Here is a 15,188-nt window from a genome sequence, read left to right as displayed (position 1 = left end):
CCGCGCTCGGGTTCCCGGCCGTGTTCGACATCGCCGTGCCGGCGATGCGCTCGGCGATCGGGCGCGGCCTGTCCCGTGAACGCGCGCAGCTCGACACGCTTTTCCATCTGATGGCGACGCTGGACGACAGCAACCTCGCCCATCGCGGCGGCCTCGACGGGCTGCGCTTCGCGCAGCGCGCGGCACGTGAGTTCATCGACCACGGCGGCGCCGCGGCGACCGACGCCGCTACGCGCGCCGAGGCGATCGCCATCGACTTCGAAGCGCGTCGTCTCTCGCCCGGCGGATCCGCCGACATGCTGGCGGCCGTGTGCTGGATGCGGCGGATCGGTGCGATCGAGGCCGTCGAGGTCATCGAGCGGGTCGACCCGTCTGCCCTGCCCGACGATCGCGCCGCCGTCGGCAGGCTGGCACTCCTCGCCTTGCCGTGAGCGTCGCCATCGTCTTCAGCGGTCAGGGGAACCAGCATCCCGCGATGCTGTCGTGGCTGGAGGACGACGCGTCCCTGTCGGCCATGAACTCGCAACTGGGCGTCTCCGACTGGCGTGCGGCGCTGGCTGATGCCGCCTGGGCGCGCACGAACGCGCATGCGCAGGTGCTGATCACCACGACCGCCCTCGCCGCGTGGTCACGGATCACATCGCGTTTGACGTCCGCATCGATCGAGATCGACGGCATCGGCGGCTACAGCGTCGGCGAGCTCGCCGCAGGCGCGGCGGCGGGCGTGATCGATATCGAGCACGCACCCCGACTCGCGGCCCAGCGCGCGGCGTTCATGGACGAGGCGAGCCGGTCGCTCGCGGGCGGACTCTGCGGCGTCACCGGTCTCGCGGCAACGGAGGTCGACGCCGTGCTGCTCGGAACGCCCGTGAGCATCGCGATCCGCAACAGCGACGACTCCGTCGTCATCGGAGGACCGCTCGGCGAGGACGCGCTCGATGCCGTCGAAGCGGCGCTGGCCGCGCGCGGCGCGCGCTGCACGCGGCTCGCGGTCTCCGTCGCCTCGCACACGCCGCTGATGCGCTCCGCGGCGCAGGCCTTCGGCAACGCGTTGTCGACGGCCGGCCTCCGCACTCCGACGCTCGCCCTGTTCGACAGCGACGCCAATCGCGTCTGGACCGCCGACCAGGCGGGCGCCGGACTCGCGCGCCAGATCGACCACACGGTCCGATGGGACGAGGTCATGGATCAGCTCGCCGCGCGCGGGCCGTCCTGCGTGCTGGAGATCGGCGGCGGCCAGGCGCTCGCGCGGCTCTGGCAACAGCGGCATCCGTCGATTCCCGCTCGTTCCGCCGACGAGTTCCGCACGCTGGACGGCGTGCTCGCATGGATCGGACGCAGCGCGTCCTGATCTCCCGCGCGGAACGGGTTCTCCCTCGATCGTTGCGTCGCGCGTAAAGGTCCCGTCACGAGCTTGATTGAAGTTCGCCCGCGCGCTCGATACCGTGCATGCCATCGAGAAACGATGCGGCCGGCGTTCGACGCGCCGGACCGTCACAACAGGAGACGGCGATGAACATTCACTGGATATCCATCCTTCCACTGGCGGCCATGTTCGTCGTGGCCACGGCGCTGCCGATCAACATGGGCGTGCTGGCCTTCGTCGGCGCCTTCCTCGTCGGCACGCTGGCCGCGGGCATGAGCGCCAAGGCCATCATGGCCGGCTTCCCCGCCGAGCTGTTCCTGACGCTGGCGGGCATCACCTACCTCTTCGCGCTCGCGCAGAACAACGGCACCATCGACTGGCTGGTGCGGCTCGCCGTGCGCGCGGTGCGGGGCCGCATCGCGGCGATCCCGTGGATCATGTTCCTGATCGCGGCGCTGCTGACCTCGTTCGGCGCCGTCAGCCCCGCCGCGGTCGCGATCATCGCGCCCATCGCGCTGGGCTTCGCCGCGCGCCACGGCATCAACCCGCTGATGATGGGCCTGATGGTGATCCACGGCGCGCAGGCCGGCGGCTTCTCGCCGATGAGCATCTACGGCGGCATCACCAACAAGATCGTCGCCAAGGCGGGACTCCCGCTCAGCGAGATCACGACGATGCTGGCGAGCTTCGGCGTCAACTTCGCCGTGTCGCTGGGGCTCTTCATCGCACTCGGCGGGCTGCAGCTGATGCGGCGCGGCCGAGTCGCGGACGACGGCGAACTCGCGCCCATCCCGCCGGTGGCGCGCGCGCAGGGCGGCGCGCAGGTCTTCGGCGATGCGGAAGCCGCGTCCTACGGCGAAGGTCGCCGCGTCGCGGCGAGCAAGTCCTCGATGCTGGGCCAGGTCCAGACGCAGACCTTCCAGAACACGGGGCCGCACCAGGTGATCACCGCGCTGGGCCTGCTGCTGCTGGCGGTGCTGACGCTGGGCTACAAGCTGGACATCGGTTTCGTGTCGATCACCATCGGTCTGGCCCTGAGCCTGATGCAGCCGCGGCTGCAGAAGAGTGCGCTGGGCCAGGTCTCGTGGCCGGAGATCATGCTGATCGTCGGCGTGAGCACGTATGTGGGCGTGATGGAGAAGATGGGCACGATCGACTACGTCGGCCACAGCGTCGCGAACCTCACCTCGCCGCTGATGGCGGCGCTGCTGCTGTGCTTCGTCGGTGCGGTGGTGTCGGCCTTCGCCTCGTCGACGGCGGTGCTGGGCTCGCTGATCCCCTTGGGCGTGCCCTTCCTGACGGGCGACAACTCGAGCATGGCGATCGGCTTCATCGCGGCGATGGCGGTGTCCTCGACGATCGTGGACGTGAGTCCCTTCTCGACAAACGGGGCCTTGGTGCTGGCCAATGCCAAGGGCATGGACCGCGACCGCTTCTTCCGGCTGCTGCTGCTCTACGGCGTCGCGGTGACGGTCATCGCGCCGGTAGTGGTGTGGGGACTCTTCGTAGTGCTGTGACGTGACGGAGAGCTTGGCCGGTGTCGGCGGCGAAGCCGAGCGTTCAAGACTGACTTGAGCGCCGTCTGTTTGAGCGTCGTGAACCGAAGGTGAACAGAGCGAGTTGGCGCGCCTGCGAGGCGTGAGCCGCCGACACCGGCCAAGCTCGCGCGCTCGTTCTTCAGGCGTCGACGAACGCTGCTGCGATCATCTCGCCGGCGTTGATGGGCGAAGGCTCGTCGACGCGCGGCGTGTAGATCATTTCGCCGATGCGGATGGCGGAGCCGGTGAGCACGCAGATCCCATCGCGCTTGGACGGCACCATGTCCCAGATCTGATACCCGTAATGGCACGCGCCCGGGTCGGACCAGGAGATGGCCGCCGTGCGCGGTGTGGGGCGGTCGAGCACGTGGATGGTCGGCGCCGTCTTGAACTGCCGCGCGGAGGTCGCGGGAGGCGCGTCGGGGACGCCGCCGTTGCCCAGCCACGCCACCGTGCGCAGCCAGCCGTCCCGGGACGGATCGCTTGCGAGATCCCTGTACATGCGACACCGCCTTTCTCATCCGCCGACAATCGACGTCAAAGCCTGAAATAATTCAACGCGTGATGAATATAACAAAGGCGGGGCGAACGATGAACAAGACCCCGAAGACTGGCGGGGCGCCGCGAAGGCGCGGGCGGCCGAGCGCGGACTGTGCGCAAGGCGCGGACAACCTGCTGCGCACGGCGCGCCGGATCTTCGCGCTGCGCGGCTACGAGGCCGCCAGCGTGCGCGAGATCGCGCGCCAGGCCGATGTCGATCCGGCGCTGATCGCGCATCACTTCGGATCGAAGGAGGCGCTCTGGCTGGCGGTGGTCGAGCAGATCAAGGTGCTGATGGACCCGATGCTGCAGACGGCCTCGGCGCTGCGGAGCGAAACCTCGCTGGGTCCGCGCCAGCGCGTCGAGCACTGCATGCTGTCGTTCATCGACCGCGTGTTCGAGCACCCGGACATCGGCATCTTCTTCTCGACGGCCGCGACCGGGGAAGGCGAGCGGCTCAACGTGCTGGTCGACACCATCGTGCGGCCCTTCCACGATGTCTGCCTGCCGCTGTTCAGCGACGCGATGGACGCCGGCGAGCTGCACCGCTGCGAGCCGGCGCTGCTGTTCTCGGTGCTGATGAACGGCATCAGCAAGACGGTGGCCTACGCGCATGTGATGCGGGCGGTGTCGACGCTGCCGGACGACCCGGCGCGCTTCAAGCGCGAGCTCACGGACATCACGCTGCATCTGTTGCGCTGAGCATCGGATCGTCTTTCCTTCCCGGGCGGGATACACAGGCATACGAAAGCCGTATCGCCGATCGACCGGTTTTCGAAGAATCCGCTCCATCGCAGCATTCCGCTGCCAGCCTGGAAAGGATGCCCCATGTCGTCGACCACCCGATCGTCCCCCCTTCGCCGTTCCGTCTTCACGCTGATGCTTGCTGGCGCGTCCGCCGTGGCGGCTGTGGCGTTCTCGCTCCCGCCGATGGCCTCCGATGCTGCAGCGGCCTCGCTCTTCGGCAATGTCGGTAGTGCAGGCAGCACCGGCATGGCCGGCAAGCCCGCGCCCGCCTTCACCGGCATCGACACCTGGATCAACAGCCCGCCGCTGAAGATCGACGAACTGCGCGGCAAGGTCGTGCTGGTCGACTTCTGGACCTACACCTGCATCAACTGCCTGAACCAGCTGCCCTACGTGAAGGCCTGGCACGAGAAGTACAAGGACCAGGGGCTGGTCGTCGTCGGCGTGCATTCGCCGGAGTACGACGAGGAAAAGTCCATCGCGGGTCTGAAGGACGCGATCGCGCGCCTGGGCATCCGCCACGCCGTCGCGCAGGACAACGACTTCAAGACCTGGAAGAGCTACAGCAACCGCTACTGGCCGGCGATCTACCTCATCGACAAGCAGGGGAAGATCGTCTACTCGCACTTCGGCGAAGGTCAGTACCAGCAGACGGAAGCGCAGATCCAGGCGCTGCTGAAGCAGCAGGGGTGATCGATGAAAGGGGCGCGACGATCAGTCGCGGCCCTCGACGGCCATCGACAGGACGTAGCCTTCGCTGCGCACGGTCTTGAGGTACTTGGGCTCGCGCGCGTCGTCGCGCAGCCGCTGCCGGATGCGGCTGACCAGCAGGTCGATCGAGCGCTCGAAGAGCTCGGCCTCGCGGCCCTGCGTGAGGCTGAGCAGCTGGTCCCGGCTCAGCACCCGCTGCGGATGGTCGAGGAACACGCGCAGCAGGCGGTATTCGGCGCCGCTGAGCGGTACCACCGTGCCCTGCTGGTCGATCAGGTGACGCTCGATCGTGTCGAGCACCCACTCGCCGAAGGCCAGCCGCGGCGACTCGTCGGTCGAGCGCATGTTGGGCGGCAGCATCCGCGCGCGCCGCAGCACCGACTTGATCCGCGCCAGCAGCTCGCGCGCCGCGAACGGCTTGGCGAGGTAGTCGTCGGCGCCCATCTCCAGGCCGAGGATGCGATCGGCCTCGTCTCCGCGCGCCGTCAGCATGATCACCGGCGTCGCCTTGTGCTTGCCCGCCCGCAGGTCACGGCACAGCGACAGGCCGTCCTCGCCCGGCAGCATCAGATCCAGGATGACCAGGTCCACCGGCGTGCCGGTCTCCAGCGCGATGCGCATGTGGCGGCCGGTCGGCACGGCCGTCACCTTCAGGCCGTTGCGGGTCAGGTAGGTGGAGAGCAATTCGCGGATCTCGCGGTCGTCGTCGACGATCAGCACATGATCCTGGGTGGGCGCGGAGGTCTGCATGGGCGCAATGTACCGGCCTCGCCCCCGCCGGTGGTACGGACAGGCAATGTTGTGTCTCCGGTGCGGGACACGGATACACGCCAATACAAAGGCGCCCACAAGCACGACGCTCGGGCCTATAAACCGGCCTGCGGGATTCAGCACTGCCACGGCCGCTGGCCCTCACCCCCACCCTCTCCCGCAAGCGGGAGAGGGAGTAAGAAGGGCGTCTTGCCTTCACCGCTTCTCCGACGCTTCGGAGTTGCTGGTGATTGGCGGTCGCCCAACGCATTGGAGACCCTCGTGAGCCGCGTCATCGACTACTTCTTCGCCCCGATCAGCCCCTGGACCTACCTTGGTCACGAGCGCTTCGCCGCCATCGCGCGCGACGCCGGCGCCACCGTGCGGCTGATCCCGATCGACCTGATCAAGCTGTTCGCCGTCTCCGGCGGGCTGCCCCTGGCGCAGCGCCCCCCGCAGCGTCAGGCCTATCGCCTGCTGGAGCTGCGGCGCTTCTCGCAGCATCTGGGCTTGCCGATGAACGTCGAGCCGGCCTGCTTCCCGGTCGCGCCGCACAAGGCCGCACGATTGATCATCGCGGTCGACCAGGCCGACGGCGCCGATGCCGCGATGCGCCTGACCGGCGCGCTGCTGCGCGCGGTCTGGGAGCAGCAGCGCGACATCGCCGACGACACCACGCTGACCGCGATCCTCGGCGAGCAGGGACTGGCCGCCGAGCGTCTGGTCCGTTCCACCGCCGACGACATCGGCGCGCAGTACGACGCCAACACGCAGCGCGCGATCGACGCCGCCCTGTTCGGCGCGCCGAGCTATGTCCTCGACGGCGAACTGTTCTGGGGCCAGGACCGCCTGGACTTCCTCCAGCGCGCGCTGAAGTCCGAAGGGGCCGAGGGCGCGGGCGAAGGCGAATGAGCACCGCGTCCGCTTCGACCGCCGCGCGTCCGGGAGCGACGACGTCCGCGCCGGCGCCGGCGCCGAAGCGCCGCTTCGGGCCGCGCACGCTCTTCGCGCGCGTGTTCTGGCTGATGGTGTTCGGCATCGCGATCGCGCAGGCGCTGGCCTACGTCGCGATCCGCCAGGAGCGCTCGATGGCGCTGCGGGCGTTGATGATGTCCGGCGTCGAGCGCGACATCGCCACCGGCATCGCCGTGCTGGACCGTCTGCCGGTCGCCGAACGCGGCGCCTGGCTGGAACGCCTCGAACGCCCGAACTACCGCTTCGCGCTCGCCGACGAGATCGATCCCAAGGCCGGACCGGTGGAACGGACCGACTTCAACGGCCCCTTCGTCGACGCGCTGACGCAGGCGATGCAGCCCTTCCGCATCGAGCGCGCAGTGCAGCTCGGCATCAAACGCTATCAACTGCTGGTGCGCCTCAACGACGGCTCGGCGGTGACGGTGCACGCGCAACGGGTCGACATGCCCATCCCCGAGTGGGTGATGTGGGTGCTGGGCGCGCAGCTCATCGTGCTGGCGGTGTGCAGCTGGATGGTGGTGCGGCTGGTGACACGTCCGCTGAAGACCCTCGCCGCCGCGGCGGACGACCTCGGTCCGGACCTGTCGCCCACGCTGATCCCCGAGGAAGGCCCCGCCGAAGTCGCCCACGCCGCGCGCGCCTTCAACGCCATGCAGCAGCGCATCGCCGGCTACACGGCGGAACGGGTGGAGATCCTGGCCGCGATCTCGCACGACCTGCAGACGCCGATCACCCGCATGCGCCTGCGCGCCGACCTGATGAGCGACGAGGAGCTGCGCGGCAAGTTCCACCACGACCTCAACGCAATGCATGTGCTGGTCCGCGAAGGCGTGACCTACGCGCGCACGCTGCACGGCACCTCGGAAGTGCCGGCGCGCCTGGACGCCGACGCGCTGCTCGCGAGCATCGTCGGCGACTACGAGGACGCCGGCGAGGCGGTGACGCTCAGCGGCGAAGCCGGGTCGCCGATCATGGCGCAGCCGCAGGCACTGAAGCGCATCCTGGTCAACCTGATCGACAACGCGCTGGCGTTCGGCGGCCAGGCCGAGATCCAGGTGACGCGCACTGGCGCGCAGGACCCGCAAGACCCGACCCCTCGCCTGATGATCGCGGTGCTGGACCGGGGTCCGGGCATTCCGGATGACCAGCTGCAGGCCGTCTTCAAACCCTTCCACCGCCTGGAGACCTCTCGCAACCGCGACACCGGCGGCACCGGCCTGGGTCTGGCGATCGCGCTGCAACTCGCCACCGCCATGGGGGGAGGCCTCTCCCTCCACAACAGGACCGATGGGGGACTCGAAGCCCGCCTCACCCTCCCCGCCTCGCTGCCCTGACACTGTCCACGGCTTCTGTGGACAACTCTGTTGGCTCAACGGGCAGGGATTCCGCAAGCCGTTGATTTCGCACGGAATTCATTGCAGTGCCGCGAAATGAGGCACCGATCCGAACGGGCTATCCGACACCCGTTTCGCAAGCCGTCGGATTGTCCCTGCGAACTGTGGACAAGTCTGTTGGCTGTCTCTGTAGGGCCTGTTCAACCCGTTGTTTCACAAAAGAAAAACTTCCCGTGCTTCAAAACGAGGCAGTCCAGAGACGCGGGCGGTTGGCGACCGGACGGGCTTGACGTCACCGCCCATCACGGTGGGCAAAGTCCGTTCCCTCTCCACAGTTGCTCACAGTGCCCACCGGTTGTGCACCGGACCGCCAGACTGTCCACGGGCTCTGTGGACAAGTCTGTTGGCTGCCCGGGCAAGGATGCTGCAAGTGCTTGTCAGGGCAGGGAATTGCTTGCAGTGCTGCGGAATGAGGCACCCCCTTCTTGCGGTGCGACAAGCGCGGGCACTCCACGAGGCATGGGGCGCCCCTCCAGGGACCCCAAGCCTCATTCCGGCCCCAGTGAGTCCCACTGCCCGCGGGCCTGAGCGTGGGGTCAGACGATCCGGATGCCCAGGTTCGGCAGGCCGTCGATGTGGCAGTCGATGACGTCGCCCTTGACCACCGGGCCGACGTTCTCCGGCGTGCCGCTGTAGATGATGTCGCCCGGCTTGAGTTCGAAGGCGCGCGACAGCTGCGAGATCTGCTCGGCGACGCTCCAGATCATCTGGCTCAGATCCGCGTCCTGCTTGGTCTGGCCATTCACCTTCAGCCAGATCGCGCCCTTGGACGGATGACCGCCGAGCCGCGCGACCGGATGGATCGGACCAATCGGCGCCGACTGGTCGAAGCTCTTGCCGATCTCCCACGGCTTCTTCTGGTCGCCCATGCCGCGCTGCAGGTCGCGACGCGTCATGTCCAGGCCGATCGCATAGCCGTACACGAGGTCGAGCGCCTGCTCCGTCGAGATGTCGCGCCCACCCTTGCTCAGCGCAGCCACCAGCTCGCATTCGTAGTGGTAGTTCTTCGTCAGCGTCGGATACGGGTGATCGGCCACGGTGCCCGGCGCGACGTTCTGGATCGCGTCGGCGGGCTTCTGGAAGAAGAACGGCGGCTCGCGCGTCGGGTCGCTGCCCATCTCGCGCGCATGCGCCGCGTAGTTGCGGCCGATGCAGTAGATGCGGCGCACCGGGAAACGCTGGTCGCTGCCGACGATGGGGATCGTCGTCTGCGCCACGGCGAACGGCGTGTTGGCCGTGGACTGTGCCTGGCCCGGCAGTGCGCAGCCGGCCACGGCGCCGGCGGCCATCACGGCCGAGGTGTTGAGCAGGGAACGTCGGTCCATCGCGGTCTCCTTCGAGGTTGAGTTGTCCGACGCGGCGCGCCCCTGGAAAGCGGACGGACCGCCGCGGCGCTTGCAGCGTAGGCGTCGGTCCGGACCACCGCGTCGGCGTTTCCCCTCGATGCCCACTGCTCGCGGGCGAGTCGCGCACCGATCGGTCGCCAACTACTCGGACAGGACCTCCAGCGCGATCAACTGCGTGATCTGCGATGGACTGAAGTTGTCGTCCGAGACCAGCATCAAGGTCCGGTGCCCGTTGGGCAGCCGCGGCCCCCAGGCGGCCCCCTCGACGTTGTCGACTGTCGGCAGCCCGAGCGCCATCAGGTCGAGGACCAGCCGCTTGCGCATCGGCACAGGCGCCGCGCGCGGGATCGCCTCGACGCCACGCAGGTCCGTCGCGCCGGTCGCGTCGGCTTCGAAGATCCGCGCCGAGAAACGGTACGCCCCGCCGGCGGTCTCCCTGCCGGAACGTTCCACAACCAGCAGCGAGCCCGTCGGCGTGGCCAGCAGTTCGCTGACGCCGTTGTCGGCCCGCGTGCCGCCGTCTTCGGGGGCGAAGCGGATCGGCTCCAGCGGGTAGGCGAACTGGGCCAGCACGTGCCCATCACGGGAGACGCGAGAGAAGCGCGTCCACGCGCCCGCGGTGAGCGAGGGAACGTCGCCGTCCTGGCGGAGCGGCGCCTCCATCGACATCCACAGCGAGCGGCCGTCGGGACTGAAGGCGAGGCCCTCGATCGTCAGGTTGGGACGCGCGCCGCGCCGGTCGGACCGGTCAAAGCGCAAGTTGTCCGGCACGGGCCACGACGAGACGAAGCTGCCGTCGCGCGCGCTTACGCGGACGAACGGATCACCGCCTCGCGTCGGATCTCCCTCGCTGGACCAGACCAGACGACCGTCGACGGGGTCGATGCGGATCGCCTCGGGGTCGGGGGCCTCGTCGCCGCCCGCGGCCTGCTTCCCGTTCGGGAAGACGGTTCCGTCGGAGCGCCGCAGAGACACAGTGCCGGTGATCTCCACCGATCGGATCGCCGACGCGTCGACGGCGATTCGTGCCGTGTAGAAGCGGGCCGGCGCATGGTCGGAGCGGTCGTCGCTGATCAGGAACCAGGTGTCGCGTTCGGCGTCGTAATCGAGCCCCGAGATTCCGCCGAGCGCCCGGTCCGGACCGCCGGCGGTGGACGGCACCGTCCACGTGCCGATGAGTCGCAGCTGCATCGGCGCCGGACGCCAGGCCGATGGCGGCGCGAACTCCGGACCGGCGCATCCGGAAGTCGCGACGACGAACGCAGCGAAGAACGCTGCGACAGAGGCCCGCCGCAGTGCGCTCACAGCTCCGCCCGCAGCCACAGCACCACGGTGCGGGGTGCGCCGATGAAGTAGCGTCCGGCGGTGGATGCCGTCGTCATCAGCTCCGGCGCGATGCCGGAGATGTAGCGCTTGTCGGTCAGGTTCTCGAGATTGAGGCCGACGGTGAGGTGATCGAACTGGTACGACCCGTTGACGCCGAAGAGCGCGTAGCCCGGCAGGCGCTCGTCGACGCCGCTCCCTGCCACGCGCGGGTTCGCGTAGTAGCCGGCGCGGCTGCCGAGGTAACGCGCGTTGGCCGCCAGCTTCAGCGCGTCGGTGGGCCGCCAGGTCGCTTCGAGGAACAGGTTGCGCGGCGCGATGCCCACCAGCTCCGCGCCGTCGCGGATGAAGCCCTTGACCGGATAGCCCTGCGCGTCGACGTCGTCGAGCCGGTACTCGGTCTTCTGGTACGTGAACGCGCCGTACAGCCGGATCGATCGGTTGATCCGGCCGCTGGCGGTCAGTTCAAGCCCGCGCACGCGGCGGCCCTGGCCGACATTCTCTGACTGCAGCGAACCCGCGATGTCCGCGGCCACCGTCTCCTTCGACGTGATGGCGAACACCTGCGCACCAAGCGCGTAGTCCTCGCCCTTGTGGCGCAGGCCGAGGTCGAAGGCCTTGGCCGTGTCCATGTCGCGGACCGACTGCGCCGCGCTCAGCGTCGCGGCCGCGCCGCCCTCCAGCGTGGCGTCGGTGACGGTGGCGGCGTTCTTCGCATAACCGGCGAAGAGCTCGGTCGCGTCGGTCAGCGCGAACACGCCGCCGGCCTTCGGCAACACGCCGGAATCCGCGCGCGCCTGATTCACGAAGTTCAGCTTGGCCGTCTTCGAGTCCTGGATCGGCGCGCGATAGTCGACACGGTTGTCCAGATAGGTCACGCCGTAGTCGAGCTTCAACCGTCCGTCCATCAACGTCGTGCGGTTGGCCAGGTAGCCCATCGCGCTGCGATTGGTCCAGTGCTTGTCCTCGCTGACGGCGTCGGCGGTCGCGGCGGTCGCCGGTCCGGACGACTCGTCGAGGATCGGGTACCAGCTGCGCAGCTGCGAGCGTGTGTAGCGCTCGTACCAGGCGCCGGCGCGCCAGTCGAGCCAGTCGTTGACGCGGCCCGACAGCTCGGCGAGCGCGCCGCGCCGGGTCATGTCGTAGGCGTTGGCACGGAAGTAGAGGCTGGTCGCCTTGCCGTCGAGGCCGGGGAAGCCGCCGTTGCCCAGGCCGGTCTCCTTGCCCACGCCGTCCTGCGAGTGGACATAGACCTTGGTCGACAGCTTCAGCCCCGCCGGCAGCGCGGTGCTCAGGTCCGCGTAGCCGATCCGATCCGTGCGCGGATTGCCTTTCAAGCCGCGATAGTTGCGGTCGGTGGCCGGCACGCCGGTCCACGTATCGGTGTAGCCGTCGTGCCTGGGATCGGTGTTGAACTGCTTGAGCGTGACGATGTTGGTGCCGCTGGTCTCGTCGCGGTCGTTGTAGCTGCCGCGCAGGCGCAGCACGGTGTCCTCACCGAGCTTGGCCAGCACCTTGAAGTCGACGTGGTCGCGCGTGTTGTGGCCGGCCGGATCGTCCACGTACGAGACCTGCCACTGCTGCTTGGACACGCTGAGGTAGCTCGTGACACCCGGTGCGATCTCGCCCGAATCGATGCGGGCGTAGAGGCGGCCGTACTCGGCGCTGCCGGCGGCGGCTTCGGCGCGCAGGCCGAAGCGGCGCTCCGGATCCTGAGTCAGGTAGTTGATGTGGCCCGCCAGCGCCTGGTGCGACGGCGCGCCGATCACGCCGGCCGATTGCGACACGTCGACTGCGGCAAGGTTGCTCGAATCGAAGTAGCGCGTCGGCACGGACCCGCCGCCCAGCGTCGTGCGGCCGTTGGGGATGCCGTCGATCGAGAAACCGATGCTGTCCTTGCCGAAGCCGCGCATGTTGATGGTGCTCTCGAAGCCGTCGCCGCCGAAGGCGTTCGACGACCCGACCTGGATGCCGGACACGCGCTCCAGCACCTTGTCGGCGCTGACGCCCGGCGGATACTGGTCCAGGTCGACGGCGCCGATCTTCACGTTGGCGCGGGTCTGGCGCACGCCGACGGCCTCGCCGAAGACGACGACCTGCCCCATCGAGCGGGTGGTTTCGGCGGGCGCCGACGCGGCGGCGGCGAGCGGGACCGCTTCCTGGGCCAGGACGGTCGGGACATGTCCGGCCATCGAGGTGGCCAGCACGGTGAGGGAGAGGACGGGGCGGCGCATGCAGACTCCGAGGCGCGGTGGACGCGATTGAGGACGGGAATGGGAAGGGACTGGAGAGGGGGTGGATCGACCGGCCGAAATGTATCGTGGTACGTACCAGTTGATGATGAACCCCGTGCCTGCAGTCCACCTTTGTGGATTTCACAGAATGGACACTGAACTCTGTGATCCGCGCGCGGGCCGCCGACATCTGGGCAGCGGCGTCGTGTCTGATAGCCGTTGGTACGTACCATGCTAGGATGAGTCGACCATGACATGAGCCCCCGGCGCGTGGTGCCCGGGCGCGGAGACTTCCCTTGAGCGAACGACCTTCCGACGCGGCCGCGCCGCGTTATCGGCAGTTGGCCGATGCCATCCGCCACGCCATCGATGACGGCACGCTGGGCGATCACCAGGCCCTGCCCTCGGAACGCGACCTCGCCGAACAGCACGAGGTCAGCCGCGACACGGTCCGCAAGGCCGTACGCTTCCTGGAGGAACGCGGCGTCGTCTATAGCGACCACGGCCGCGGCACCTTCGTCGCGCCGGCGCTGGTGCGCCGGATGTCGCGCTTCATCGACGGTTTCTCGCAGGACACGGTGCACCGCGGCGGCGCGCCGTCCAACCTGGTGCTGACGGTCGAGCAGGTGGCCGCGCCGATGGGCATCGCCGCCCTGCTGCGGATCGAGCCCGGCCAGCCGCTGACCCGCGTGCGCCGGGTACGTCTGACCGACGGCGCGCCGGTGGGTCTGCACGACGCCTGGTTCCCGCTGCCGCGCGGCGTCAAGCTGACGAAGGGGGAGGTCGAACAGACAACCTCGCTGTACCGGCTGTTGACGGAGCGGGCCGGCTTCGAGCCGGTCGAGGCGGTCGAGAACCTGTTCGGCGGACTGGCCGACGCCGAGGACGCGCGGCTGCTGCAGGTGCCGGAAGGCGCGGCGCTCTTGATGTGCGAGCGCATCACGCTGTCGGAACGCCGCGAACCGATCGAGTACTGCGAGATGAAGTACGTCTCCAGCTATCGGTACAACGCGCGGATCACGCGCACGAGCGGGCTCTCGTGAGCACGGACCGGCGCTGGGATCTGCTGGCGCTGGGCAATCCCTGCGCGGATCTGGTGGTGGACGTGGCGTCGCCGCCGCGTGCCGGCGAGAAGGTCCTGGGCCGGCTGCGCGGTCGATTCGCGGGCGGCACGACGGCCAACGCCGCCTGCGCGTTGGCGCGGCTCGGCGGACGGGCGGCGGTCCTGGGGCAGGTCGGCGACGACGACGCCGGCCGGCAGCTGCGTGCCGCCTTCGAGACGGACGGCGTCGACACGCGCCATCTCGAAACGCTCCCGGGACGGTCCACCGGCCTGGCCATCGCGATGCGCCCGACCGGCGGGGACGCCGCGCTCGTCGTCATGCCGCTGATCGCCGAGGCGATGGACGACGCGACGCTGCGCGCGGCGCTGTCGACGAGCCGCGTCGTGCTCGCGACGCCCGCCGACCTGACTGAACTTCGCCGGCTTCGACAGCTCGCGGCCGAGACGCAAACGCTGTTGGCGATCGACATCGATCCGGTGGTGGCCGGGGACCGCGACGCGGTCCTGGCGCGCGCCGCGCTGGCGGACATCGTGCTGCTGAATGCGCGCGCCTTGCACGGCATCGGGAACGGCAACGGCGCCGCGGCGCACGGCTCCCCGGACGACGCGCTCCGCGCGCTGCAGGAACTGCAAGCGGCACTTCCCTCCCCGCCTCTGCTGATGGCGGCGACCCGCGGCGCGCGAGGCGCCATCGCGATCGCCGCGACCGGCGAGATGGCCCACGAGCCGGGCTTCCCGCGCGACGCCGTCGACACCACCGGTGCCGGCGACACCTTCAACGGCGCGCTGATCCTCGCCTGGCTCGAAGGTCAACCGCTTCGTGCGGGCTTGCGCTTCTCGTGCGCGGCGGCGAGCCTGGCGGTCGGTGCCGTGGGCGCACGGACGGCGATGCCGGATCGCGACGCAGCGCTGCGACTGGCCGCAGGCTAGGCCGCCGTCGTCGCCGCCGTTGTTGCGTCGACGAGTGCCTGCAGCCCCTTCAACACCGACACGGCGTCCTCCGCGTATTGCGCCTGCACGATCGCCCCGTCCACCGCGACGGACAGCGCGGCGGCGATCTTCTTCCGCTGCCGTGACGCCGGCAGCAATCCGGCGATCGCGTCCGTCATGTCCTGCTTGTGGCGGCGCGTCACCTCGACCACGTCGGGCAGAGTCGGCCCCATCTCGCCGACGCCGTTGAGGAAGGCGCATCCGCGGAACT

The 15,188-nt window shown here is 69.2% G+C and carries 14 protein-coding genes and 1 pseudogene; 9 read left to right on the top strand and 6 right to left on the bottom strand.

Features of this window, described 5'->3' with window-relative positions:
- The 3 genes from VF536_RS14805 to VF536_RS14795 all read left to right on the top strand — a co-directional run.
- A partial coding sequence (locus tag VF536_RS14805) for a triphosphoribosyl-dephospho-CoA synthase (protein WP_331615626.1) occupies positions 1 to 431 on the top strand: 431 nt, incomplete at its 5' end.
- Positions 428 to 1,351, top strand: a complete 924-nt coding sequence (locus tag VF536_RS14800) for an acyltransferase domain-containing protein (protein ID WP_331615625.1) — start codon at positions 428 to 430, stop codon at positions 1,349 to 1,351. The genes VF536_RS14805 and VF536_RS14800, both read left to right, overlap by 4 nt.
- Positions 1,352 to 1,512: 161 nt before the next feature.
- Positions 1,513 to 2,883, top strand: a complete 1,371-nt coding sequence (locus VF536_RS14795; RefSeq protein WP_331615624.1) for an SLC13 family permease — start codon at positions 1,513 to 1,515, stop codon at positions 2,881 to 2,883.
- A 160-nt stretch (positions 2,884 to 3,043) separates the two neighbouring features.
- Here VF536_RS14795 and VF536_RS14790 read toward each other — a convergent pair whose 3' ends face one another.
- Positions 3,044 to 3,406 carry a DUF3331 domain-containing protein gene (locus VF536_RS14790; protein ID WP_331615622.1) on the bottom strand — a complete coding sequence of 121 codons (363 nt, stop codon included), beginning with the start codon at positions 3,404 to 3,406 and terminating at the stop codon, positions 3,044 to 3,046.
- A gap of 89 nt (positions 3,407 to 3,495) precedes the next feature.
- Here VF536_RS14790 and VF536_RS14785 point away from each other — a divergent pair, with 89 nt between their 5' ends.
- A complete protein-coding gene (locus VF536_RS14785) occupies positions 3,496 to 4,146 on the top strand; it encodes a helix-turn-helix domain-containing protein (RefSeq protein WP_331615621.1) in 651 nt (216 codons plus the stop codon).
- Positions 4,147 to 4,323: 177 nt separating this feature from the next.
- The gene (locus VF536_RS14780) at positions 4,324 to 4,884 is read left to right on the top strand and encodes a thioredoxin family protein (RefSeq protein ID WP_414710382.1); all 561 of its coding nucleotides are present in this window, start codon (positions 4,324 to 4,326) and stop codon (positions 4,882 to 4,884) included.
- 21 nt (positions 4,885 to 4,905) lie between these two features.
- Here the strand turns inward: VF536_RS14780 and VF536_RS14775 are convergent, their stop codons facing one another.
- Positions 4,906 to 5,652: a response regulator gene (locus tag VF536_RS14775; RefSeq protein ID WP_331615619.1), complete on the bottom strand. Its 747-nt coding sequence runs from the start codon at positions 5,650 to 5,652 to the stop codon at positions 4,906 to 4,908.
- A gap of 282 nt (positions 5,653 to 5,934) precedes the next feature.
- On the opposite strand from VF536_RS14775, the gene VF536_RS14770 reads away from it, so the two are divergent.
- On the top strand, positions 5,935 to 6,564 hold the full coding sequence (locus VF536_RS14770) for a 2-hydroxychromene-2-carboxylate isomerase (RefSeq protein ID WP_331615618.1): 630 nt from the start codon (positions 5,935 to 5,937) through the stop codon (positions 6,562 to 6,564).
- Positions 6,561 to 7,961 carry an ATP-binding protein gene (locus tag VF536_RS14765; RefSeq protein ID WP_331615617.1) on the top strand — a complete coding sequence of 467 codons (1,401 nt, stop codon included), beginning with the start codon at positions 6,561 to 6,563 and terminating at the stop codon, positions 7,959 to 7,961. The genes VF536_RS14770 and VF536_RS14765 overlap by 4 nt, the downstream gene beginning before the upstream one ends.
- A 596-nt stretch (positions 7,962 to 8,557) precedes the next feature.
- Here the strand turns inward: VF536_RS14765 and VF536_RS14760 are convergent.
- The 3 genes from VF536_RS14760 to VF536_RS14750 form a co-directional block, all read right to left on the bottom strand.
- Positions 8,558 to 9,346 (bottom strand): fumarylacetoacetate hydrolase family protein, encoded by a 789-nt coding sequence (locus VF536_RS14760; protein ID WP_331615616.1) that lies wholly within the window; start codon positions 9,344 to 9,346, stop codon positions 8,558 to 8,560.
- A 162-nt stretch (positions 9,347 to 9,508) separates the two neighbouring features.
- Positions 9,509 to 10,558, bottom strand: coding sequence for an esterase-like activity of phytase family protein (locus VF536_RS14755; RefSeq protein ID WP_331615615.1), 1,050 nt, complete (start codon positions 10,556 to 10,558; stop codon positions 9,509 to 9,511).
- A gap of 110 nt (positions 10,559 to 10,668) precedes the next feature.
- Positions 10,669 to 12,924 (bottom strand): TonB-dependent receptor, encoded by a 2,256-nt coding sequence (locus VF536_RS14750; RefSeq protein WP_331615614.1) that lies wholly within the window; start codon positions 12,922 to 12,924, stop codon positions 10,669 to 10,671.
- A gap of 296 nt (positions 12,925 to 13,220) precedes the next feature.
- Here VF536_RS14750 and VF536_RS14745 point away from each other — a divergent pair, with 296 nt between their 5' ends.
- Together VF536_RS14745 and VF536_RS14740 are read left to right on the top strand one after the other, a co-directional pair.
- Positions 13,221 to 13,967 (top strand): GntR family transcriptional regulator, encoded by a 747-nt coding sequence (locus VF536_RS14745; RefSeq protein ID WP_331615613.1) that lies wholly within the window; start codon positions 13,221 to 13,223, stop codon positions 13,965 to 13,967.
- The gene (locus tag VF536_RS14740; protein ID WP_331615611.1) at positions 13,964 to 14,917 is read left to right on the top strand and encodes a carbohydrate kinase family protein; all 954 of its coding nucleotides are present in this window, start codon (positions 13,964 to 13,966) and stop codon (positions 14,915 to 14,917) included. Before VF536_RS14745 ends, VF536_RS14740 begins: the two co-directional genes overlap by 4 nt.
- Here VF536_RS14740 and VF536_RS14735 read toward each other — a convergent pair.
- Positions 14,914 to 15,188: pseudogene (locus VF536_RS14735) on the bottom strand (TetR/AcrR family transcriptional regulator); the annotation flags it as partial. The gene VF536_RS14740 and the pseudogene VF536_RS14735 overlap by 4 nt on opposite strands.

This window comes from Roseateles sp. (assembly GCF_036486225.1).
Taxonomy (GTDB): domain Bacteria; phylum Pseudomonadota; class Gammaproteobacteria; order Burkholderiales; family Burkholderiaceae_C; genus Roseateles.
The sequence above is the reverse complement of the archived record's forward strand: the minus strand, read 5'-3'. Positions and strand labels throughout refer to the sequence as shown.

What these genes read in the sequence shown, in the direction of transcription:
- VF536_RS14780 (WP_414710382.1), top strand. Translation starts at nt 4,324, where the DNA reads ATGCTTGCTGGCGCGTCCGCCGTGGCGGCTGTGGCGTTCTCGCTCCCG.
- VF536_RS14775 (WP_331615619.1), bottom strand. Translation starts at nt 5,652, where the DNA reads ATGCAGACCTCCGCGCCCACCCAGGATCATGTGCTGATCGTCGACGAC.
- VF536_RS14750 (WP_331615614.1), bottom strand. Translation starts at nt 12,924, where the DNA reads ATGCGCCGCCCCGTCCTCTCCCTCACCGTGCTGGCCACCTCGATGGCC.
- VF536_RS14765 (WP_331615617.1), top strand. Translation starts at nt 6,561, where the DNA reads ATGAGCACCGCGTCCGCTTCGACCGCCGCGCGTCCGGGAGCGACGACG.
- VF536_RS14760 (WP_331615616.1), bottom strand. Translation starts at nt 9,346, where the DNA reads ATGGACCGACGTTCCCTGCTCAACACCTCGGCCGTGATGGCCGCCGGC.
- VF536_RS14795 (WP_331615624.1), top strand. Translation starts at nt 1,513, where the DNA reads ATGAACATTCACTGGATATCCATCCTTCCACTGGCGGCCATGTTCGTC.
- VF536_RS14790 (WP_331615622.1), bottom strand. Translation starts at nt 3,406, where the DNA reads ATGTACAGGGATCTCGCAAGCGATCCGTCCCGGGACGGCTGGCTGCGC.
- VF536_RS14785 (WP_331615621.1), top strand. Translation starts at nt 3,496, where the DNA reads ATGAACAAGACCCCGAAGACTGGCGGGGCGCCGCGAAGGCGCGGGCGG.
- VF536_RS14755 (WP_331615615.1), bottom strand. Translation starts at nt 10,558, where the DNA reads ATGCAGCTGCGACTCATCGGCACGTGGACGGTGCCGTCCACCGCCGGC.